Here is a 22,671-nt window from a genome sequence, read left to right as displayed (position 1 = left end):
ATGCAATGACCGCTTGACTAAAGTTCGGACCAGCGAATGCTATTTTCATCGCCTGTATTTCTCAGTTTCTTTCTGCCTCTTTCGATTGCAGCTTACTTCCTGCTGCCCTTCCGAAGCATCGCCCTCCTAGTTTTAAGCTTGGCGTTCTATGCTTGGGGCGAACCGGTCGTGGTCTGGCTTCTCGTCGCCGTGATCGTGGTGAATTATGGACTGGGACTACTGATCGACAGCGGGGTGGGAGGATCGCGCCGGCTGTGGCTGATTGTGGGATTGACGGCAAATCTGCTCGTACTGATCATCTTCAAGTATTCTGCCTTCCTAGCGATGAACCTGAACGCCGGGCTGGTTGCTCTTGGGATTGATCCTGTAACCGTGCCCCATCTTCCGCTGCCGCTCGGCGTGTCGTTCTTCACGTTTCAGGCCATTAGTTATCTCGTGGACATCTATCGAGGGGACGCCCATGCGGAACGTAACATTATCCGGATGGGCGTCTTCAAAGCCTTCTTTCCGCAACTAATTGCCGGCCCGATCGTCCGTTACCGCGAGATCGCCGGAGAACTAAAAAACAGGAAGGTCAGCGCTGACGATTTCATGATTGGAATGGAGCGCTTCACCATCGGCCTCGGTAAAAAGCTCCTCATCGCCGACCCACTATCGATCGCAGTCGACAGTATTTTTGCAACATCTCCGGACCTCCTGCCGGCACCCTTGGCTTGGATGGGCATCGTTTCCTTCGGCCTGCAAATTTACTTCGACTTCTCCGGATATTCCGACATGGCAATCGGGCTAGCCCGCATGTTTGGTTTTCATTTCCCTGAAAACTTCGATCTTCCATACGATTCCACGAGCGTGCAGGAGTTTTGGCGACGCTGGCATATGACGCTGTCACGTTGGTTCAGGGACTATCTCTACATTCCTTTGGGCGGCAATCGTCGGGGCGCATTTCGCACATCCCTTAATCTCTGGATCGTATTCGCGACAACTGGATTATGGCATGGAGCCAGTTGGACCTTCCTTATCTGGGGCCTCTGGCATGGCGGGTTACTCACGCTGGAGCGTAGCTCCTTTGGGCGCTTGATGGAGACAATGCCAACTGTCGTGCGGCGGACCTATCTGTTGATTGCCGTGCTGCTAGGATGGGTGTGGTTCCGCGCCCAAAGCCTTGACGACGCCATAGGCTACTTTCATGCTCTGTTCTTTGGCGGGTTCAGCGGCGGCTTGGCTGGTATCCTCCGCGTTTACAATCCTGCGCTCCTTCTGGCCCTGGTCGCCGGTCTCGTATTCGCATTCGCCAGCGCGTCATGGATGTCTCGTCTACTCGCCTATCGGCCGCAGGGCGATGGACTGCCAAAACATATCCTTCAGGACATCACGCGAACCATTGCTGTTTTCGCCGTGGCGACTGTGGCGCTCAGCGCCTCGGCGGCAAGCACACTTCAAGCCTTTCTCTATTTCAGGTTCTAGCCATGCTGAAGCACTTCAGACTGCTGTTCCCAATTGCCTTCCTATCGGCAGTGACCTTGAACGCCGCCCTGACGATCGCCGGATGGCGGGCGCCAGGCAGCGTTGATGAAAATCGAACGATGGCGCCTCCTCCCCACTGGGCAGGAGATGTCACTGCGTTCGTCCGCGGCATCGACGCTTGGCTCACGGATAACTTTGCATTCCGCAAACCCCTGGTCTTAGCATTCAATGAAGCCCTCTATTCCCGCCTCGATTCTACGTTCGCCCGAAACGTCGTTGTCGGCCGCGATGGATGGATCTTCGGTGCCGAATTCGATGGGCAGCGTTCAGTCGGCCCTAGACGTTTGACCGACGAGTACGTCGCGAAGGCCAAGCAATCTATCATTGAACGCAAGAACTGGCTCGAAAAGCGCGGCATTCACATGCTCGTTCTCTTCATGCCGACCAAGTTTGCGATCTACGGGAACCGGCATTTGCCAGCCAGCTGGCATTTCGATGAGAACTTGCCGACTGAGTCTGAGCAGATATTCCATGCGCTGGAGGATACGATGCCCGAGAGCATCGTGCCTGTTAGGCAGGCCATGATGAAGGCTTCCGAGAATGCGGAACTCTATTATCGCACAGATCCGCACGCTACACAGAACGGCACGTTTGTCGCCTTCCAACAATTGGCTGCTCACATCCAGAAGTATTTTCCGGAAAGCGCGCCATCTGCATACCCGCCATACACGCTTAAGATCGATTATTACCAGCCAACCGCTTTCGGAAGGATGATGGCCTTGCCTTTCCGGGATGAAAGCTGGGTTCCAGTTCCGGATGGGGAATACCGGTTCACATCACCCGGGCCGCCGGAATGGGGCAAGCTGGTGCCCAAAGGTAGTCGCTTGACATATTACGCCAACAGCCACGTTCGAAACGTCAAAGTGGCACTAATGGGAGACTCTTTCACCAATCGCATGGCGGCAATTTTTGGCGAGGTTTTCAGCCAAACTGCCACCGTCAATTTGAATAACGTGCCGAACGATCCGGAAGCCAAATTTCCATCGGCTTTCCTGGATGCCTACCGGCCCGATTTTGCCGTCTTCCTGTATGTCGAGTCTCGTTTGGTTGAGTGCGACCCGAGCTGCGGAGAGTTCCCTATCGTCAATCCCGAAAGTGTTCGGGCTGGCCGGTAAGGCCGCTACATCGATCCGTTCTGCTGGCCGCTGACATAGTCGTAGAACCTATTGTTATTCTCCGACCGCTGCACATGTGTCGCGCCATCCCATTGGTTGTCATAGGTGTAGCCACCGCCGGCGCTCGACGGGTGTCGGAAATGGCGGCTCCGGAGCGGGCGGTTCCAACGATCACCGCTGCAAATTCTACCGCATCCCAGGCGCGGGCAGAACAAGCTTGCCCTGCCGCCCCAACCCGCCGGGCATGCGATGAGCCTGGAGCGCCTGCACCCAAACCATCGACTACCCGTTCGGCACGAGGTTGTCACCCATGTCTTAGGGACGATGTATACCTATGTCTTCGGTATGGACAAAGGGGAGATGGTACGGTTGGGGGGTCTCGAACCTCCGACCTCAGGTGCCACAAACCTGCGCTCTAACCAACTGAGCTACAACCGCATAAATCGCGCTTGGCGCGACGGGGGTCACATACGAGGACTTGGCGAGGAATTCAAGCCCCATTCCTCGTCAATATACAAAAAGGCCGGACGCGAGGTCCAGCCTTTTGTTTCTGGTCGATAAAGACCGATCAGGCAACCTTGAAGGATGCCATGGCCTTTTCGGCGGCGTCCTTGGAAGGCTTTGCGAGCTTTTCGGCAACCTGCTTGGTGGTTTCCTGCATCGACTTCGCCTGTTCGACAGCCAGCTCGGCCTGCTTGCGCAGGAACGAGGTCTGCAGTTCGAAGAATTCGGCGGGAGACTTGACGCCGAGCAGCGCTTCCAGGTGCGAGATCGAGCTCTCGGCGTTGACACGCAGAGCGTCGATCGCCTTCAGGCCGATCTCGACCGTGCCGGCCTGTGCCGTCTGGACGGTGGCTTCGAGCGTCTTGCCGGCTTCTTCGCCGGCGGTCTTCAGCTTGGCATAGGCGTCCTTCGACTGCTGGGCGCCCTTTTCGGCGAATTCACGAAAGGATTCCGTGAACTTGGACGGGTCGAAAGAAGCGATTGAAAAAACGTCATCGGTCTTTATGGTAGCCATGGGTCGCATCCTTTGGGCTGAGGCAGTCGCTGCCTGGTAGTTGGGATGATGCTTATATAAGACATTTAATTGTGCATTGCAACAATTATTGTGCAATGCACAAGACGTTAACCTTTCCGGCCGAAAACCCCCTCCTCTGCTGGACCGGCATGCGCCCCGCAGTTATTAATAAGCCGTTAATTAAGAAGGCCGACAGCGACAAGGTTCGAACATGCCCGCAGTCCAATATCCGTTCATCGACATCGCCGTGCATGCACGGGTGCGGGAACGCTTTTCACGCGGCGAGGCCATGGTGCTGTTTTCGGCCGATCTTGCCCGTCTGCTCTGGGCGAATGGTGCAGGTGCGGAGCTTTTCGGCCATTCGGCGGTCTATGATCTGCTCGATCAGGGCGTCGACCGCGCCGACATCACCTTCCGCCAGCTGGAAACGGCGGCGCGCCAGCTCACCGATATCGGCGACAGCCGCAGCCTGATGATCCGCGTTTCAAAGGGCTTTCAGCGTGCACAGGCACAGGCGGCTGCCGAACTGATCCGCCTTTCCCAGGGCGAAAAGGCCATCCTGTTTTCGGTGCCAGTCTCGGCAAAGCCGCTCGCGTCAGGCGCATCGGCGGCCCAGATGCTGCAGGGGCTTGATGATCCCGATACGCATATGGCGGTGATCGGCGCCAATGGCGAGGTCATCGCGGCTTCGCCGGGCTTTGCCTCGCTCGGGATCTCCGAGCAGACGGCAAAGACCTTGATCAATCTTGCCGGCGCACATCCCGACCGGTTGGTGAAGCGTCCCGTCGCCACCGCCAGAGGCAATCTTCCGGCCGCGGTCGGCAAGCTCAGCGACGATCCGGCCCTCAATCTGCTCTTTGCTGTGGAGGCCGCGATCGGTCATCTTGACACGGTCGATACGCCCGCGCTCGACCCCGTCGATGCGCCCGCACAGGAAGAAAGCCCGTCACCTGCCGAAGCGTTTCAGGACGAGCCTCTCGCCACCGCAGGCTTCACCGAGATTATCGACGCGGTCGCGGGGATCGAAGAGGTCGAGGAGACGCTGGAGGAGATCGCCGGCGAAAGCGAACAGCCGACGGAGACTGCGGCGGCATCCGCTGACGAGGCGGTTGAAGCGACGCATCCTGCCGGGCATGCGGAGTCCGAGAGCGACGGCGGCGTGATCGACGGTGGCGCGGATGAGGCCGATGAGCCTGCCGCGGTCATCGAGGACGACTTGGCCTCCGTTGCCGAGACGGTGGAAACAGCGGCGACGGCGGAAGCGCCTGTCGAAACCAGCCAAACGCCTATCGAAGGCACGCCGGATGCGGTCCACGAAGAAACCGTCATCGCAGCGCCTGTCCCCGGCGCGCGCCCTGCCGTTGAGCTTGCGGCTGAGCCCGGCTTCGTCTTCAGGCCGAACAGCCGCGCCACGCGCTTCGTCTGGAAGATCGATGCGGAAGGCCGGTTCAATGAAGTCAGCCACGAATTTGCCCAGGCCGTCGGCCCGCATGCGTCCGACATTATCGGCTCTTCCTTCGGCGACGTCGCCGCCCTCTTTAATCTCGATCCTGACGGCAAGATTTCCGAAGCGCTCGCCCGCCGCGACACATGGTCGGGCAAGACGATCCTCTGGCCGGTCGAAGGCACCAGCCTCGTCGTTCCGGTCGATTTGGCGGCGCTGCCGACCTATACCCGCAACCGCGACTTCGATGGTTTCCGCGGCTTCGGCGTCGTCCGGCTTTCCGATACCCAGGAAGATCCGCTGGCACTCGGCATGACACTCGGCCCGGACGGCATCGGCCATGAGGCAGCGAGCCTCGGCCCGCCCGCCGAGACCATTGCCGAGGTGGCACACGAAGCGGAGACAGCGCTTGAAGAGCCCCTGATCGAACCTGCGTTGACGCAAGAGGTCGAGGATCAGGCGCTTGCAACAAGCGAGCCGCAGACGGAGCCAACGCCGGAAGAGATGTCTACCGAGCAGGCGACTATCGAGACACCTGCTCCGGAAAGTGCTGCAGAAAAAGCGGAAGGCAGCGCCGATGCCGGCGGCGTTTCCGCCGCCGAGCCGGTAGCAGAACTTTCGCAAGAGCCGCCGGCGCTTCGGATTTCGGAAACGCCCAATCGCCGTTTCTCCGACAAGATCGTTCAGCTCCACAACAGCGGCGCCGGACTGACGGCTGCCGAACAGGCCAATTTCCGCGAGATCGCCAAACGTCTGGAAGCCTTCGGTACCCGCAAGGAAGAGCCTGCCGCCGCAGCATCGATGGAACCCAGCGCCGCGGCGCCGGCGGAACCCGCCGCCACGGAAACCGCGGGCTTCGACGAGGCCTCCGGACCCAAAGAGTTCGAGGCCGAAACGCCCACCGCCGACAAGACGGAAATACCGTCGATCGAGGAAATCGCGCCACAGGAGGCGATCTTCGAGAATGCCATCGAGGCGCAGCGCGAAGACGACGGCGCCGCCGAAGAACCGGCTGTCATCGCCGAGGACGAAGCGACGGAAGGGCTGGAGGAGACGGTCAGCCAGATCGAGGTTCTCACAAGCTTCATCCCGCCGCGCGTCAAAATGACGGACGGGCTTTCGGTCGGAACGGTCGACCAGCTGCCTGTTGCCGTGCTGATCCATGTCGGCGATGTGCTGCTCCATGCCAATCCGGAATTCATGCGGCTGACCGGCTACAATTCGCTCGAGGCATTGCGCGAGGTCGGCGGCATCGAAGCCCTGCTGCAACGCCGCGAACTCGAGGAAAATGCCGCAGGCTCCGGCACCATGATGCTCGTCAAGGCCGATGATACGCTGGTGCCGGTGACCGCGCGGCTGCAATCGGTGCGCTGGGAAGATGCCAACGCCCTCATGCTGGCGCTGATGCCGGTGGAAGGCAAGGAAGACACGCGCGGCGAAGCAAGCCGTTCCGAAGGTCGCCCCGAGCGGATGGTCGAGAAGGTCGCCAAACTCCAGGTCGAAGTGGAAGAATTGCGCTCCATCCTCGAAACGGCGACCGACGGCGTCGTCGTCATCGGCACGGAAGGCGACATCCGCTCGATGAACCGCTCGGCCAGCGCGCTTTTCAATTACGACGAGCAGGAGACGCGCGGCAAACCCTTCGTCATGCTGTTTGCCCATGAGAGCCAGAAGGCGGTCATGGACTATCTGAACGGCCTCTCCGGCCATGGCGTGGCAAGTGTGTTGAACGACGGACGCGAAGTGATCGGCCGCGAGGCCGCCGGCGGTTTCGTGCCGCTGTTCATGACGATGGGCCAGCTCACCTCCTCCAATGGCTATTGCGCCGTCATACGCGACATCACCCAGTGGAAGCGCACCGAGGACGAACTGCGCAACGCCAAAGGTGCGGCCGAAACCGCCAACGCTCACAAGACCGATTTCCTTGCCCGTGTCAGTCATGAGATCCGCACACCGCTCAACGCCATCATCGGCTTTTCCGACATGATGGCGGGCGAGCGCTTCGGCCCGATCGGCCATCCGCGTTATATCGAATATGCCAACGACATCGGCCGCTCCGGCCGGCACGTGCTCGACATCGTCAACGACCTGCTCGACATTTCGAAGATCGAAGCGGGCGAGATGGATCTCGATTTTGATGCCGTCGGTCTCAACGAAGCGGTCTCCGAGGCAGTGGCACTGATACAGCCGCAGGCGAATGGCCAGCGCGTCATCATCCGCACGGCGCTGTCGCAATCGGTCCCCGAGGTCGTGGCCGATCTCCGCTCGATCAAGCAGATCGCCCTGAACATCCTGTCGAACGCCATCCGCTTCACCCCATCAGGCGGGCAGATCGTCGTTTCCACCTCCTATGAGGCCAATGGCAGCGTCGTCCTCAGGGTCCGCGATACCGGCATCGGCATGACGCGCAGCGAACTCGACCAGGCGATGAAGCCGTTCCGGCAGGTCTCCTCGACCCAATCGCGCCATCGCGGCGACGGCACCGGGCTCGGCCTGCCGCTGACCAAGGCGATGGTGGATGCCAACCGGGCAACGTTCTCGATCAGTTCGACGCCGAACGAGGGCACGCTCGTCGAGATCACCTTCCCGTCGCAGCGGGTGCTGGCCGGCTGATCGGAGCGCAAAGAAAAGGCAGCCAGAGGCTGCCTAGAATTTAGTGCTGTTCAACAAGAGCTCAGTCGATCAACGTCATGTTTCGAAGGCCCGAAAGCCCCAGCCCGCGTCGTTCATGTGCGGCCCCCAAGTTAGCTTCACGTTTGACAAACCTTTCTTAACGAAAGGTTTTCATGACAGGAGATTGATAGAGGGTGAAAGCTTGTAGTTTCCGATCGCAGTCAATCCCTCAGTTCGCTTAGTCCGGCGAAGAGCCGCAGCGCCTCGGGATTGGCAAGCGCTTCCAAGTTCTTCACCGGCCGGCCGTGAACGACCTCCCGCACGGCAAGCTCGACGATCTTGCCGGATTTGGTGCGGGGAATGTCGGCAACCGCGATGATCTTCGCCGGCACGTGGCGCGGCGAGGCGCCGGTGCGCACACGCGTCTTGATTGCCTTGACGAGATCCTCCGTCAGCGTCACACCAGCGGCAAGGCGAACGAAGAGGATGACGCGCACGTCGTCGTCCCACTCCTGGCCGATGCACAGCGCCTCGGCCACCTCCTCCATCTGCTCTACCTGATTGTAGATCTCGGCCGTGCCGATGCGCACGCCGCCGGGATTGAGCGTCGCATCCGAACGGCCGTGGATGACCAGGCCGCCATGCTCCGTCCACTCGGCGAAATCGCCGTGGCACCAGACATTGTCGAACCGGTCGAAATAGGCGGCGCGATATTTGGCGCCATCGGGATCGTTCCAGAACATCACCGGCATCGACGGGAAGGCCTTGGTGCAGACGAGTTCGCCCTTCTCCCCGCGCACCGGCTTGCCATCATCGTTCCAGACGTCGACCGCAAGGCCGAGGCCGGCCCCCTGGATCTCGCCGCGCCAGACCGGCTGCAGCGGATTGCCGAGCACGAAGCAGGAGACGATATCGGTGCCGCCCGATATCGAGGCGAGTTGCACGTCCTCCTTGATGCCGTCGTAGACGAAGGTGAACCCTTCCGGCGATAGCGGCGAACCGGTGGAGGTCATCAGCCGGAGGCTGGAGAGATCGTGGCTCGCGCGCGGCGTCAGCCCGCTCTTGCGCACCGCGTCGATATATTTCGCCGAGGTGCCGAAGATGGCGAATTTTTCAGCCTCGGCGTAGTCGAACAGCACATTGCCATTGGGGGCGAAGGGCGAGCCGTCGAACAGGCAGAGCGTCGCGCCGCTGGCAAGGCCGCTGACCAGCCAATTCCACATCATCCAGCCGCAGGTGGTGAAGTAAAACAGCTTCTCGCCGGCCTGCAGGCCGCAATGCAACCGGTGCTCCTTGAGGTGCTGCAGCAGCGTGCCGCCGGCCGAATGCACGATGCATTTCGGCACGCCCGTGGTGCCCGATGAAAACAGGATGTAAAGCGGGTGCGAAAAACCGAGCCGTGTGAACTCGACCTCCCTTGCCTCGTAAGGCGCGACAAAGGCGTCGAGCGTTAAAGCCCCCGGTGTCTTGAGCGCCACCGCCTCGGCATCGCCGGCGTAATGGACGATGATCGTCGGGACATCTAAGCTTTTTGCGACCGTCGCGACCTTGGCGCCGACATCCTGCAGCTTGCCGGAATACCAATAGGCGTCGCAGGCGATGAAGAGCCTTGGCTCAATCTGGCCGAAGCGGTCGAGCACACCCTGCTCGCCGAAATCAGGCGAACACGACGACCAGATGGCGCCGATCGAGGCGGCGGCGAGCATGGCGGCGACGGTCTCCGGCATGTTCGGCATCATCGCGGCGACGCGGTCGCCCTTGCCGATGCCGAGCGCTGCGAAAGCCTGCTGCAGCTTCGAGACCAGCGCGCGGAGCCGATCCCACGACCAGCGGTCCTCGGCCTTGTCCTCGCCGCGGAAGATGATCGCATCACCCTCACCGCGGCCAGACAGCAGGTTTTCGGCAAAGTTCAGCGTCGCATCAGGAAAGAAGCGCGCGTCCAACATGCGGTCACCATTGGCAAGCACCTTTGCGCCACGCTCTCCCTGCACGTCGCAAAAATCCCAGACGGTCGACCAGAAGCTCTCCCGCTCGGCCACCGACCATGCATGCAGATCCTCAAAGCCCGAAAGAGAAAGCCCGAAATCGGCATTGCAGCGCTCCATGAAGGCATGGATCGGGCTTTTTGCAATGGCATCCTGCGAGGGCACCCAAAGTGGTTTGTTATCCTGCATTCAATCCTCCTCCCCAATGCCGTCCTTATATCATGCTGCATTGCATTATAAAGCGTGGAACCGACGCGATCCGACGCCTGGAGTACGATGCCGAAAAGTGTGAGCGGTTTTCGGACGACATCATGCTCCAACTATTTATTTGAAAGTGCTACAGCGTCCTTTACGCGTCTGAAAAGACGCGCGGCGCTGTAGGGATTTGCATATGCCCGATATTTCCTATATCCGGCGAAATCAGCGCATAACGGGATGACCGGCTGAATTTGCCGGCGGAGATCATGAGCACGTCAAGACATCGCAGGTGGCGCAGGAAGATCGGACCCGTTTCGCGCTGGCTTCCGGCCTTCGCCCGCCTGTCGACGGTATTCCTGCTGATCGCGCTGGCGCTTTTCGTGGCGCTCAGGGTTGCCGCGCCCTATCTCATTTCAACCGGATTCGTGCGCTCCGGCATAGAGGACGCGCTGTCGAAATGGACGGGCTACCATGCCGAGATCAAGGGTAGCCCGGTTCTCGAATTCTGGCCGACACCGCGCATCACGCTGAACCAGATCACCATCCGCCAGCCGCGCGAAAATGGCGATAAGCTGCTCGGCAGCATTGAAAGCCTGTCGGCCGATTTCAGCCTCATCGATGCTTTGCGAGGCCGGACGAGCTTCCACGAGTTCCATTTGGTACGCCCCAACCTGGCGCTGACGCGCGACGAGAAAGGCCTGATCGACTGGAGTTATGCCGGACTGCTTGCACGCGCGATCAGTGGCGTACGCTACGAAAACGGCGCCGAGGTGCTTAATCCTGATCTCGATGCCGAGATCGGCGCAGTGACCGTCGAGGACGGCACGCTTGTGGTCACCGACATCAAGACCGCCAAGGCCTATCATTTCGGCAGCGTCACCGCAGATATTGCCTGGCCGAGACTTTCCGGCGCGATCTCGGCGGTCGTCATCGCCCGCATCAACGGCGAGGATCTGAAGGTCGATTTCGCCTCGCGGCAGCCGCTGCTCGCCTTTGCCGGCAGGAATGCCGAGGCACGGACGTCGCTTACATCGAACCTTTTGACCGCGCACTTTCAGGGCATTGCCAGCATCGCCAGCCTTTCGGCCCTTTCCGGCAATATCACCGCCAGCATTCCCGATGTGCCGGCGCTGCTGACATGGTCGGGCAAGTCGATCCCCGGTATCGCAACGCTGAAGAGCGCTTCGGTGGAATCCGACATCATGTCGTCGGGCAATGGGCTGCGCTTTAACAATCTCAGTCTCTCGCTGAACGAAGCGAGTGCCACCGGGGTGATGGACCTTTTCACTCAACCCGGCAAACGACCGAAAATCGGCGGCACGCTCGCCTTCGACCAGATGAACCTCAAGCCCTTCCTCGATGCCTTCGCGCTGAGGCTCGCCGCCGGCGAGGCAGAGGAAATCTCCGCTGGCATAGGTGGGCCGCTGCAGGCGCTCGACGTCGACGTCAGGCTTTCGGCGCGGCGCGCCCAGATGGGGCTCTTCGAGCTTTCCGACGTTGGCGCCAGCATGATCGTTGCCGGCGGCGAGGCCAAATTCGATATTGGCGACAGCCAGTTCGAGGGCGGCGAGATGACCGCGCATCTGGAAGCGACGCAGCGCGACTTCGACGGCGGCGGCAAGCTGCAGCTGTCGATTCGCAATGCCGACTTCGCAGCCCTTGCCGAGCGCCTCGCGTTGAAGGGCCCACTGCCGCTTGCAACAGGATCGCTCGATCTCGAACTGCAGTCGCCAAAGGCGATCTGGACGACCGGCCTTGCCGACGTCACCGGCAAGCTGCACTTCTGGACAGGCGAAGGTACCATTCCCGGCATCGATGCCGCAGCACTCCGGACGCAGGCGGCCGAAAAGCCGTTCTTTCCGCTGAGCGCGGCAGCAGGCGGCGCCTTCGCCTTCAACCAGCTGAACCTTCAGGCCGATTTCGCCAACGGCACCGCCGAGATGCACGACGCCCATATAGCCGGTGCCACACAGACGCTGACGCTTTCCGGCGTCATCACCTATCAGTCGAACGGGCTGGCGCTTTCCGGATCGCTGGAGCCAACAGATCCGGCGAAGGCCGCGGAACTGCCGCTTCTGCCGTTCTTCATTGGCGGTTCATGGCCGAACCCGGTAATCTCGCCGGTGCCGCTGTTTGGCAATACACCTCACGCGCAATAATGCATGTCGCGCAAAAGTGTGCGCGGTTTTGCGATAACGACATGCGTAAAATAGAGACATAAAGCGCGAGGAGCACGCGCTTTAGACCTCAGGCGCCGGCAGCAGCGGCGCGTTCGTCCCTCTGGCGCTGCGTTTCGCGGCGCTTGGTGATGATCGAGGCGCAGATGACGCCGACTGCGACGATGCCGATCAGGATCGTGCACACCGCGTTGATCTCAGGCGTCACGCCGAGGCGGACCTGACTATAAATCCTCATCGGCAGCGTGGTGGCGCCGGGCCCCGACGTGAAGCTCGCAATCACCAGATCGTCGAGCGACAGGGTGAAGGCAAGGATCCAGCCTGAGGCGACGGCGGGCGCGATGATCGGCAGGGTGATCTCGAAAAAGGTGCGCACCGGCGGGGCGCCGAGATCCTGGGCCGCCTCCTCGATCGAATGATCGAAGCTCAGCAGGCGCGACTGCACGACGACGGCGACGAAACACATGGTCAGCGTCGTATGCGCGAGCGTGATCGTCCAGAAGCCGCGGTCGAGGCCGATTGCCACGAAGAGCAGCAACAATGACAGGCCGGTGATGACCTCGGGCATGACCAGGGGCGCATAGACCATGCCCGAAAACAGCATGCGGCCGCGAAAGCGGGTGTAGCGCACCAATGTCAGCGCCGCCATCGTGCCGAGGATGGTTGCTAACGTTGCCGACAACAGCCCGACGCGCAGCGTTACCCAGGCAGCGTCGAGCAGGGCTTGATTGCTCATCAACGAGACATACCATTTCGTCGAGAAGCCGCCCCAAACGGTCACGAGCTTGGATTCGTTGAAGGAGAAAATCACCAGAAGCACGATTGGCAGATAGAGGAAGGCGAAGCCGAGGGTGACGGAGAGGATGTTGAAGCGGGTCCATTTCAGCATGGCTTATTTCCCCCGCTCTTCGGCTTTGGCCTGGACATTCTGAAAAAAGACGATCGGAATGACCAGGATCAGCAACAGGATGGTTGCCACTGCCGAGGAGACCGGCCAGTCGCGGTTGGAATTGAACTCGCTCCACAGCGTCTTGCCGATCATCAGCGTCTGCGACCCGCCGAGCAGGTCGGGAATGACGAATTCGCCGACGGCTGGGATGAAGACCAGCATGCAGCCGGCCACCACGCCGGGGATCGACAGCGGGAAGGTGACGCGCCAGAAGGCGGTGATCGGCGGGCAGCCGAGATCCTGCGCGGCCTCGATCAGCGTGCCGTCCATCTTCTCGAGCGCCGAATAAAGCGGCAGCACCATGAAGGGCAGATAGGAATAGACGATGCCGATATAGACGGCGGTATTGGTGTTGAGGATGATCAGCGGCGTGTCGATGAGGTGCAGCGACAGCAGCAACTGGTTGAACAGTCCCTCTGGCTTCAGGATGGCGATCCAGGCGTAGACGCGGATCAGAAAGCTCGTCCAGAAGGGCAGGATCACCAGCATCACCAGCGTCGGGCGCAGGCCACGCGGCGCCTGCGCCATGCCGTAGGCGATCGGATAGGCGATCAGCAGCGTCAGGAAGGTGGAGATCGCGGCGATCACCACGCTCGACACATAGGCGTTGAAATAGAGCGGGTCGTCGGTGAGGTAGGTGTAATTGTCGAAGGAGAGTTCACCGAGCTTGCTTAATAGGCCAGCCCAGCCGTCGGCAAAAGAGAAGACGGGCTCGTAGGGCGGCATGGCGATCGCCGTCGCCGACATCGAAATGCGGAAGACGATGAAGAAGGGCGCCAGAAAGAAGAGCAGCAGCCAAGCATAAGGGATGACGATGACGAGGCGATTGTAGAGGCCGGACGTAAACTTGCCCATGATGTCAATCCTTCAGCAGAACGCCGGCATTTTCGTCGAAGGAGACCCAGACGTCCTGATCGTAGGTGAAGGGGTCGTCGACCAAGCGCTGCGCGTTGAGGGAGGAGGCCTTGACGACCTTGCCGCTCTGCAATTTCACATGGAAGACGGTCATGTCGCCGAGATAGGCGATATCCCAGAGTTCGCCCCTGGCAGCGTTGATCGAAGCGTTGGCGGGAGGCGTGCGCCCGACCCGCATCTTTTCCGGCCGGATGGCAAAGCCGACGGCGCCGCCTGCAGAAGGTGTCTCGGAAGCGGCGACGCGCACGCTGAAGCCGCTATCGACTGATATCTCGACGGTGCCGTTGCCCGATGAGGCAACCTTGCCATCGAAGATGTTCACATCGCCGATGAAATCCGCGACGAAACGGCAATTCGGCGCTTCGTAGATCTCCGCCGGCGTCGCCACCTGCACGACCTTGCCGTGGCTCATGACGGCAATACGGTCGGCCATGGTCATCGCCTCTTCCTGATCGTGGGTAACGACGACGAAGGTGAGGCCAAGGTTCTGCTGCAGGTCCATCAACTCGAACTGGGTTTCCTCGCGCAGCTTCTTGTCGAGTGCGCCGAGCGGTTCGTCGAGCAACAGCACCTTCGGGCGCTTGGCAAGAGATCGGGCCAGCGCCACGCGCTGGCGCTGGCCGCCGGAAAGCTGGTTCGGCTTGCGGGATGCAAATTGCTCCAGCTTGACGAGTTTCAGCATCTGCAAGACGCGGTCAGTCATCTCGTCCTTCGCCATGCCGTCCTGTCTCAGGCCGAAGGCAATGTTCTTCTCGACCGTCATGTGCGGGAAAAGCGCATAGGACTGGAACATCATGTTGACGGGGCGCCGATAGGGCGGCGTGCCGGCCATGTCGGTGCCGTCGAGCACGATTTCGCCCGAGGTCGGCTGCTCGAAGCCGGCGAGCATGCGCAGAAGCGTCGACTTGCCGCAGCCGGAAGCGCCGAGCAGCGCGAAGAACTCGCGGTGATAAATATCGAGCGACAGGTTATCGACGGCAGTGAAATTGCCGAAATTCTTGGTGACGTTCTTGATTGATATGAAGGGCTTGGCGGTCGGATCGGTCCAAGGTGCGAAAGAGCGGCGAATATTGCCTAGAGACTTCATATTGTTCCCCGAAAATGCATTCTTTGCTTTTGTTATTGGCTTTTATTCCCGGTTTCACCCGGCCGGGATCGTCAAAAAAGGCCCGGACGTTTCCGTCCGGGCCACTATCAGATCATTGGCCGGTGACGACGGTGGTCCATAGCCGCGTCACGATCCGCTGGGTCTTCGGATCGAGCGGCGGAACGGTGAAGAGTTTCGCCATCACCTCGGGCGTCGGGTAGATCGCCGTATCGTCGAGGACCTCCTTGTCGAGGAACTGCTGCGACGCCTTGTTGCCGTTGGCGTAGAAGACGAAGTTCGAGGCCTTGGCGATCACTTCCGGCTTCATCATGTAGTTGATGAATTCATGGGCTTCGGCGACATGCGGCGCATCCTTCGGAATGCCAAAGACGTCGAAGAAGATCTGGGCGCCCTGCGACGGCACCGAATAGTCGACCTTTACCCCGGCATTGGCTTCTGCGGCACGGTCGCGGGCCTGGAACATGTCACCGGAATAACCGAGCGCGATGCAGATATCGCCGTTCGCCAGCGCGCTGATATATTCGGAAGAGTGGAACTTGCGGACGAAGGGACGAACAGCCGTGAGGACTTCCTGCGCCTTCTTGAGATCGGCGGGATCGGTGCTGTTCGGATTGAGCCCGAGATAGGCGAGCACCGAGGGCACGACATCAGTCGGGGAATCCAGCATGTAGATGCCGCAATCCTTGAGCTTTGCTGCTTTCGCCGGATCGAACAACGCGTCCCAATTCGGCTTTTCGTCGGTGCCGAGGGCGGCCTTGACTTTGTCGACATTGTAGCCGATGCCGGTCGTGCCCCACATGTAGTCGACGCTGTATTCATTGCCGGGGTCGAAGGACGCCACGCCCTTCATGATGACGTCCCACATATTGACCAGGTTCGGCAACTTCGACTTGTCGAGCTTTTGGTAGACGCCGGCGGCGATCTGGCGCTGCATGAAGGATACCGTGGGGACGACAACGTCATAGCCCGAACCGCCGGCCAGGAGCTTGGTTTCCAGCGTCTCGTTGGAATCGAAGGTGTCGTAGACGACCTTGATCCCGGTTTCCTTGGTGAAATCCTCGAGGATGGAACTGTCGATATAATCCGACCAGTTGTAGACGTTGACCACACGCTCCTGCGCAAAGGCCGGCACGGCAGCAAGGAGCGCGGTAACGGCGGCGGCCGTCACGCTTAGGATGGTTGACCTCATGACTTCTCCTGTTTGTTCAAAGATTCCGCACCCTCGGAGATCTTTTCCCTCTGGTTTTCCACGCAGACTAAGAAGGAATTTCTAAGCCCACAAGCGCAAAATCCTGCGCCCTCAATGATTTCACAATCACTGGAAGTCGAAGGCGCTGAGCCCGGCGACCATCTCGTCGAGCCCGAGCGGTCTCGTCACCGGCGGCTCGGCCCGGGAAAGGCAACCGCGCCGCTCGCAAAGGCGACAGGCCGGACCGATCGCGACCGGATCGAGCGCCGTCGCCTGCCCGTAGACCACCCCCTCGCCAAGGGCACCGTCGCAGCCGATCAGGATCGCGGTGCGCCTGATCCTTTCGCCGAATTCGACGCTCGGCCCTTCCTGGGTTCGGGAAACCGTCAGGAAGGATGCGCCGTCAGGCATGACGACCGTTTCGGCGAGGATCTGGCCCGGCTGCAGGAAGGCGGCATGGAGATTGAGCTTCGGACAGCCGCCGCCGAAACGGGCGTGCGGAAAGCCCTGGGCACCTGCCCTGCGCAACCGGTGGCCCGCAGCATCGATCTCGATCAGGAAGAAGGGGATGGCGGCTGCCCCCGGGCGTTGCAGCATGGCAAGACGCGCAGCCGCCTGGCCGAAGGAGACGCCGAAGCGCGCACGCAGAATATCGATATCGTAGCGCGTTGCTTTGGCCGCCGAGAGAAAGGCTTCATAGGGCATTGCGAGCGCTAAGGCCGCGATGCGGGCAAGCTCGAAGCGGGCGATGCGGCGCGCCTCGGCGGAGGAGAGCGAGAGATCGTCGAGCTCGGCATCGATTGCCGGCAACAGGGCCAGAGTCGCGGCCTCGACCGCAATCTCGTGCGCACGGTCGGCCTGCGACAGGCGCTCAGAGATGAAAAGCCGCATCGAATGGCGATCGAAACGGCGGCGCAGATCCGGCATCACATGAACGGGCAAGACGCGCACCGCGATGCCGCGCTCCGAGCGCAGCCAATCCTTCAGTCCGGCAGCAAGATCGAGGCCGCCAGGGAGCGTTGCGGCAAAAGCTTCCGCCGCCGTCTCAATCTGTCCGAAATAGCCGGACCTGCGCTCCAGCGTCTCGCGCACCTCGTCCAGCGGCAAGCGGCCGGCGGCGATCGGCGCATGCCCTTCGGCGGCCATCAGCGCCGTCAGATCGGACAGCCTTGCCGCCTGCTCGCGATAGGCGCGGTAGAGTTTGATCATGCCGCTCGCGGCATTGGGTGCTGCCTCGGCCACCTCCACCAATTCCTGATCACCCGGCAACTCGCCCGACAACAGCGGATCGGCAAAGATCTCCTTGAGCTGGTCAAGACTGCCGCCAGTCTGCCCCCGCAACTCCTCCAGATCGACCCTGTAGACGCTTGCAAGCTTGAGAAGGAGCTGCACCGTCAACGGCCGCTGGTTGCGCTCGATCAGGTTCAGGTAGGACGGCGATATTTCAAGCGCCTCGGCCATGGCGGTCTGCGTCAGCGCCAGCGCATTGCGGATGCGCCTGACTTTCGGGCCTGCGAATATCTTTCGTTCCGCCATGTCACACCCTTTGACAGGCAGGGAGCGCCGTATTTACAAAACTTTACAAATTCACAGCGCCGCTCTGTCAATCTTCGTCATCTTAACCTCTTTCCGAGCAGGAAATCAAAGGTTTTCCTGGTCATATCGGTGCAAATTGTCAATCTTGTCATGCAGCACCTTTGTCAGGCTTTTTAGTGAGGAGAGCAGCATGACGGATTTCTACAAGCTTGTTCCAAATGCATCAGCAGGCCGCTTCGATGGCATCGAGAGACCGTATTCGGCCGCGGACGTGCAGCGGCTCAGAGGCTCGGTGGCGCTCAGCCATACGCTGGCCGAAATGGGGGCGGACCGGTTGTGGCGGCTCATTCACCAGGAGGATTTCGTCAATGCGCTCGGCGCGCTTTCCGGCAACCAGGCCATGCAGATGGTGCGCGCCGGACTGAAGGCGATCTATCTTTCCGGCTGGCAGGTGGCGGCCGACGCCAATACGGCATCGGCGATGTATCCCGACCAGTCGCTCTATCCGGCCAATGCCGGTCCGGAACTGGCCAAACGCATCAACCGCACGCTGCAGCGCGCCGACCAGATCGAGACCGCGGAAGCAAAGGGACTTTCCGTCGAGACCTGGTTCGCACCGATCGTTGCCGATGCGGAGGCAGGCTTCGGCGGACCGCTCAACGCCTTCGAGATCATGAAGGCCTATATCGAGGCGGGTGCTGCGGGCGTCCACTTCGAGGACCAGCTCGCTTCGGAGAAGAAATGCGGCCATCTTGGCGGCAAAGTGCTGATCCCGACGGCCGCCCATATCCGCAATCTCGATGCCGCGCGGCTTGCCGCCGACGTCTTGGGCGTTGCGACGCTCGTCATCGCCCGCACCGACGCGGAGGCGGCGAAGCTCTTGACGTCGGACATCGACGAGCGCGACCAGCCCTTCGTCGACTATGATGCCGGCCGCACGGTCGAAGGTTTCTATCAGGTGCGAAACGGCATCGAGCCCTGCATCGCGCGCGCCGTCGCCTATGCGCCGCACTGCGATCTCATCTGGTGCGAGACCTCGAAGCCGGACCTCGATCAGGCGCGGCGCTTTGCCGAAGGCGTACACAAGGTCCATCCCGGCAAGCTGCTCGCCTATAATTGTTCGCCTTCCTTCAACTGGAAGAAGAACCTCGACGAGGCGACGATTGCGCGGTTCCAGCGCGAACTCGGCGCGATGGGCTACAAGTTCCAGTTCATCACGCTCGCCGGCTTCCACCAGCTGAATTACGGCATGTACGAACTGGCGCGTGGCTACCGGCAGCGGCAGATGTCGGCTTATTCCGAGCTGCAGCAGGCGGAATTCGCCGCCGAGGTCAATGGCTATACCGCGACCAAACATCAGCGCGAGGTCGGCACCGGCTATTTCGACGCCGTGTCGCTCGCCATCACCGGCGGCCGGTCGTCGACCACGGCGATGCACGGTTCGACCGAACATGCGCAGTTCAAACCGGCTGCGGAATAACTCGAAGAGGAGGAGAAGATCATGGCATCCATTACACGCGTCAGGGAACGGGCCGAGGAACAGGCAAGCAGCATGAGCGAGGATCAGCAGACGACGATCCGCATGCTCGCCAACGACCTGCATCGGCTGAACCAATCGGTCATGAAAGCCGTCGAGGCCGGTGTCTCGGTCGAACTGGTGCGCTCGGCCCGTCATCATGGCGGCGACGGCCACTGGGGGGACCTGCTGATTCCCGTCGTCGTCACCAACCGGCATTGACGAAAAGGCGACCGTTGGCGGGCCGGTGAAGTCGGCCCGCTTCTTCAATCGCCGCGCGACCTATCGGGCGCGGCGATTTACGTCTCGATTTGATGCATGTTGTGGCGCCAAAGCCGCTGCACAGTTCTGGGCGACACGCTTCAGCCGCGACTCGGTCGTTTTCCGGCGAAGAGATCGGCATAACTTTTGATGAGCTTGGTCATGCGGTCGGCGACTGTGCGGATCTCCGGGCGGTGGCGGTCCTCGGCATTCATGACGATCCATTGCCGGTGGCGCAGTTCCGGCAACTCGCCGCCCTGCCGCTGCAATTCGGGTTGGAGATCGCCGACGAAACAGGGAAGCACGGTCTTGCCGGCGCCGGCGCGCACCAGATCCGGCAGCGAACGCGGCCGATTGACGGTGGCGACGATTGCCGTCCCGGCATGGGCGTGCGGCCAGCGCAGATAGGCCGATATCGCCTCGTCCTCGGCGACTGCAATCCAGCGCTCGTCGGTCTCGGCGGCGTTGCGCCTGATATAGACGGCGTAGGCCACCTCCCCGAGCTGACGTGCGGCGAGATTTGCCTCCTCGGGCTCGAAGGCGCGAATACCGATATCGCTCTCGCGATAGGCAAGGCTTGCCCGCGCCTCGCCGATGGTCAGCGAAATGGCGAAGGCATCGCCCGGCATGCGGATTGCGGCGAAATTCTCGGTCAGCAGCCAGGCGAGCCAGGTGCCGGCGGCGACCCTGACGGTCGTGCCGCCCTCGCCGGATTGCCGCCACGCCGCCACCTTGCGGGCGGCGGCCTCCATCTCCTGCAGGTGATCGAGCAGCGCCTGGCCATCCTGGGTCAGACGGTATCCGGTCTGGCTTCGCGAAAACAAGGCGCGGCCGATCTCCTGCTCGAGATCGAGCATGCGCCGACCGACGGTCGCCGGGCTGAGCCCGCTTGCGGTGCTTGCCCCCGTCAAACCGCCGAGCCGGGCGACCTGCAGGAAAAGCTGATAGGAATCCCAACTCGCGTTTTTCATGGATGAAAAACATAGCGGGATTTTCCCCGTTTATAAAGAGAAATTCGATGCCTAAATCAGGCGATGTCTGACATAGGAAAGGACATTGTCATGATCGACATGCTCACCATCGCAGTCACCATCGGCTATCGGCACTATCCCCAACGAAGTGGTGGCAAGGAGGAAGAGGACAGATTTTATGCCGAGTTCGGAAACAATAGCATTATTGGCTTTGCCGCCTGGCTGACGTCGCTCGACCTCAACCTCGGAAGGCGCCGCAGGGCCACTGCGCAATCCCGCAGCCGCTGCGGCTGCGCAGTTCAGGCGACTCTTCTTGCTCCGAGATGAGCCGGTGCCGATTCTGCGACGATGCGGAACCGCTCGATCAGCGCCATCAGCGTATCGGCTTCGCCGGCAAGCAGGCGGCTTGCCTGGGTCGTCTCGGCAACCATCGATGCGTTCTTCTGGGTCATCTGGTCCATGGCGTTCACGGAACCGTTGACCTCCTGGAGCGCAGCCGACTGATCACGGCTGGCGGTGGCGATGGTCTCGACATGGCCGCTGATCGCGATGATCTCCTGGCTGATCGAGGCAAGGACGCTGCCGGTCTTCTGGACCAGTTCGGAACCTGCCGTCACCTCCCGGCTCGATGTCTCGATCAGCGACTTGATCTCGCGCGCCGCATCGGCCGAACGCTGGGCGAGTTCGCGGACCTCCTGGGCGACGACGGCAAAACCCTTGCCCGCCTCGCCGGCCCGCGCCGCCTCGATGCCGGCATTCAGCGCCAGAAGATTGGTCTGGAAGGCGATGTCGTCGATCACCTCGATGATCTGCTCGATGCGCTGCGAGGCCTGCTCGATGCGATCCATGGCGGCGACGGCATCGCCGACGACGGCGCCGGAACTGTCGGCCGTCTTCTTGGTCGCAGCCACGACATTGTTGGCTTCACGGGCACGCTCGGCGGAGGAACGAACCGTCACGGTGATCTCTTCCACCGCGGCCGCGGTCTCCTCGAGGTTCGCCGCCTGCGCCTCGGTGCGTTTCGAAAGCTCGCCGGCAGAGGCGGAGACGGCGCCGCTGTTGCGCTGGATCGTCGAGGCACTGTCGCGGATACCGGAAAGGGTATCCTGGAGCCGCAAGAGAGAAGCGTTGAAATCGACGCGCAGCTGCTCAAGCCGGCCGACGAAGGGCGTGCCGATCGTTTGCGAGACGTCGCCCTGCGACAGGCGCCCGAGGCCGGCGGCAAGCTGGTTGACGGCAAAGTCGATCTGGCCGTCGAGCGAACGCTTGTCTGCATCGTTCCTGGCGCGTTCGGCATCGCTCAAGGCGCGCTGTTCGCCAGCCTGGGTTTCCAGATCGCGCCTGGCGCGGGCACTGTCGCGGAAAAGCGCCAAGGCCCGGCCGATATCGCCGAACTGGTTCTTCTTTTCGATACAGGGAATCGCTCCTTCGAGATCGCCGGAGGAAATCGAGTGAACGCTCGCAGTCAGCGCCTGCAAAGGCTTCACCGACAGGCGGATCGCATAGAAGGCGAGAACGCCGACGATGAGCATGAGGATGAAGCCAACGCCGAGAACCAGCATCTGCAGCTCATTCACGCGCTGGTAATAGAGCTCCATCGGAATGCCGATGAAGAGAATGCCGACATTGGCGTTCGACGCATTCTTGATGGGGAAATAACCAGTCATGAACTTGCGGCCGAAAAGCTCCGCCGGACCGTAGTAAGCCTGGCCCCTGGCGAGAACCGGCTGGGCCGGATGATCGGCGACCAGCTTGGTGCCGACGGCGCGGTCGCCGTTTTCCTTCTTGACGTTTGTGGATATGCGGACGTAATCGCTGCCCTGCTTCTGGAAGATGGTCGCAACGCCGGCGATCGATTGCGCAGTGCGATCGACCAGGGAATGGTCGGCAAGGGCCGGAATGGCGTCTTCCGTGACAGCCGAGAGCTGATTGTCCTTCAATTCGATCTTTGCAGCCTGATCGGCAGCACCGTAGAGGACGGCCATGGCGCGAGTGGCATCCCTGGCGTCGGAGACGGCCCCGTCCATGACCTGACGGCTCAGATTGTAGTAGGTCACGCCGACGATGGCGGCCGTGCTGATCGCCAGCAGAAAAAGCGTGATCGCAACGATCTGGCGTATGATCGACGTAGAGAAAAGGCGCAGCATCGAGA

At 61.1% G+C, this 22,671-nt stretch carries 16 protein-coding genes and 1 tRNA gene; 7 read left to right on the top strand and 10 right to left on the bottom strand.

The genetic code is table 11. From position 1 onward, the window contains the following. Positions 1 to 36: 36 nt before the first annotated feature. On the top strand, positions 37 to 1,464 hold the full coding sequence (locus tag N2600_RS02060) for an MBOAT family O-acyltransferase (protein ID WP_170281111.1): 1,428 nt from the start codon (positions 37 to 39) through the stop codon (positions 1,462 to 1,464). Positions 1,465 to 1,466: 2 nt separating this feature from the next. Continuing rightward, on the top strand, positions 1,467 to 2,639 hold the full coding sequence (locus tag N2600_RS02055; protein WP_170281110.1) for an alginate O-acetyltransferase AlgX-related protein: 1,173 nt from the start codon (positions 1,467 to 1,469) through the stop codon (positions 2,637 to 2,639). Positions 2,640 to 3,000: 361 nt separating this feature from the next. Here the strand turns inward: N2600_RS02055 and N2600_RS02050 are convergent. Together N2600_RS02050 and N2600_RS02045 are read right to left on the bottom strand one after the other, a co-directional pair. Next, positions 3,001 to 3,077, bottom strand: a tRNA-His gene (locus N2600_RS02050). Between the two features lie 130 nt (positions 3,078 to 3,207). Continuing rightward, a complete protein-coding gene (locus tag N2600_RS02045; protein WP_017967100.1) occupies positions 3,208 to 3,657 on the bottom strand; it encodes a phasin in 450 nt (149 codons plus the stop codon). A 211-nt stretch (positions 3,658 to 3,868) separates the two neighbouring features. Here N2600_RS02045 and N2600_RS02040 point away from each other — a divergent pair, with 211 nt between their 5' ends. Beyond that, entirely contained in the window at positions 3,869 to 7,714 is a 3,846-nt protein-coding gene (locus N2600_RS02040) for an ATP-binding protein (RefSeq protein ID WP_260297814.1), read from the top strand. A gap of 221 nt (positions 7,715 to 7,935) precedes the next feature. Here the strand turns inward: N2600_RS02040 and N2600_RS02035 are convergent, their stop codons facing one another. After that, positions 7,936 to 9,888, bottom strand: a complete 1,953-nt coding sequence (locus N2600_RS02035; RefSeq protein WP_260297813.1) for an acetoacetate--CoA ligase — start codon at positions 9,886 to 9,888, stop codon at positions 7,936 to 7,938. Between the two features lie 275 nt (positions 9,889 to 10,163). Here N2600_RS02035 and N2600_RS02030 point away from each other — a divergent pair, with 275 nt between their 5' ends. Next, positions 10,164 to 12,056, top strand: a complete 1,893-nt coding sequence (locus tag N2600_RS02030) for an AsmA family protein (RefSeq protein ID WP_260297812.1) — start codon at positions 10,164 to 10,166, stop codon at positions 12,054 to 12,056. A gap of 88 nt (positions 12,057 to 12,144) precedes the next feature. Here the strand turns inward: N2600_RS02030 and N2600_RS02025 are convergent, their stop codons facing one another. The 5 genes from N2600_RS02025 to N2600_RS02005 all read right to left on the bottom strand — a co-directional run bounded on the left by N2600_RS02025 (position 12,145) and on the right by N2600_RS02005 (position 17,771). Beyond that, positions 12,145 to 12,963 (bottom strand): ABC transporter permease, encoded by an 819-nt coding sequence (locus N2600_RS02025; RefSeq protein WP_017967096.1) that lies wholly within the window; start codon positions 12,961 to 12,963, stop codon positions 12,145 to 12,147. Positions 12,964 to 12,966: 3 nt separating this feature from the next. Continuing rightward, positions 12,967 to 13,878 (bottom strand): ABC transporter permease subunit, encoded by a 912-nt coding sequence (locus N2600_RS02020; RefSeq protein WP_260297811.1) that lies wholly within the window; start codon positions 13,876 to 13,878, stop codon positions 12,967 to 12,969. 4 nt (positions 13,879 to 13,882) lie between these two features. Beyond that, entirely contained in the window at positions 13,883 to 15,025 is a 1,143-nt protein-coding gene (locus N2600_RS02015; protein ID WP_260297810.1) for an ABC transporter ATP-binding protein, read from the bottom strand. 112 nt (positions 15,026 to 15,137) lie between these two features. Further along, positions 15,138 to 16,235: a polyamine ABC transporter substrate-binding protein gene (locus N2600_RS02010; RefSeq protein ID WP_017967093.1), complete on the bottom strand. Its 1,098-nt coding sequence runs from the start codon at positions 16,233 to 16,235 to the stop codon at positions 15,138 to 15,140. A gap of 126 nt (positions 16,236 to 16,361) precedes the next feature. Then, positions 16,362 to 17,771, bottom strand: a complete 1,410-nt coding sequence (locus N2600_RS02005) for a helix-turn-helix domain-containing protein (protein ID WP_260297809.1) — start codon at positions 17,769 to 17,771, stop codon at positions 16,362 to 16,364. 190 nt (positions 17,772 to 17,961) lie between these two features. Between N2600_RS02005 and aceA the strand changes: the two genes are divergently transcribed. Both aceA and N2600_RS01995 read left to right on the top strand, forming a co-directional pair. Beyond that, entirely contained in the window at positions 17,962 to 19,251 is a 1,290-nt protein-coding gene (gene aceA / locus N2600_RS02000; RefSeq protein ID WP_260297808.1) for an isocitrate lyase, read from the top strand. Positions 19,252 to 19,272: 21 nt separating this feature from the next. Continuing rightward, positions 19,273 to 19,509 (top strand): SMc00767 family acetate metabolism repressor, encoded by a 237-nt coding sequence (locus tag N2600_RS01995; protein WP_003545603.1) that lies wholly within the window; start codon positions 19,273 to 19,275, stop codon positions 19,507 to 19,509. A 140-nt stretch (positions 19,510 to 19,649) separates the two neighbouring features. Here the strand turns inward: N2600_RS01995 and N2600_RS01990 are convergent, their stop codons facing one another. Continuing rightward, on the bottom strand, positions 19,650 to 20,519 hold the full coding sequence (locus N2600_RS01990) for a LysR family transcriptional regulator (protein WP_162117798.1): 870 nt from the start codon (positions 20,517 to 20,519) through the stop codon (positions 19,650 to 19,652). Positions 20,520 to 20,609: 90 nt separating this feature from the next. Here N2600_RS01990 and N2600_RS01985 point away from each other — a divergent pair, with 90 nt between their 5' ends. Next, the gene (locus N2600_RS01985; RefSeq protein ID WP_260297807.1) at positions 20,610 to 20,846 is read left to right on the top strand and encodes a hypothetical protein; all 237 of its coding nucleotides are present in this window, start codon (positions 20,610 to 20,612) and stop codon (positions 20,844 to 20,846) included. Here the strand turns inward: N2600_RS01985 and N2600_RS01980 are convergent. After that, on the bottom strand, positions 20,819 to 22,666 hold the full coding sequence (locus N2600_RS01980; RefSeq protein WP_260297806.1) for a methyl-accepting chemotaxis protein: 1,848 nt from the start codon (positions 22,664 to 22,666) through the stop codon (positions 20,819 to 20,821). The genes N2600_RS01985 and N2600_RS01980 overlap by 28 nt on opposite strands. Between the last annotated feature and the right edge of the window lie 5 nt (positions 22,667 to 22,671).

The sequence above is a fragment of the Rhizobium sp. WSM1274 genome, assembly GCF_025200775.1.
In the GTDB taxonomy this organism is placed as follows: domain Bacteria; phylum Pseudomonadota; class Alphaproteobacteria; order Rhizobiales; family Rhizobiaceae; genus Rhizobium; species Rhizobium leguminosarum_I.
The sequence above is the reverse complement of the archived record's forward strand: the minus strand, read 5'-3'. Positions and strand labels throughout refer to the sequence as shown.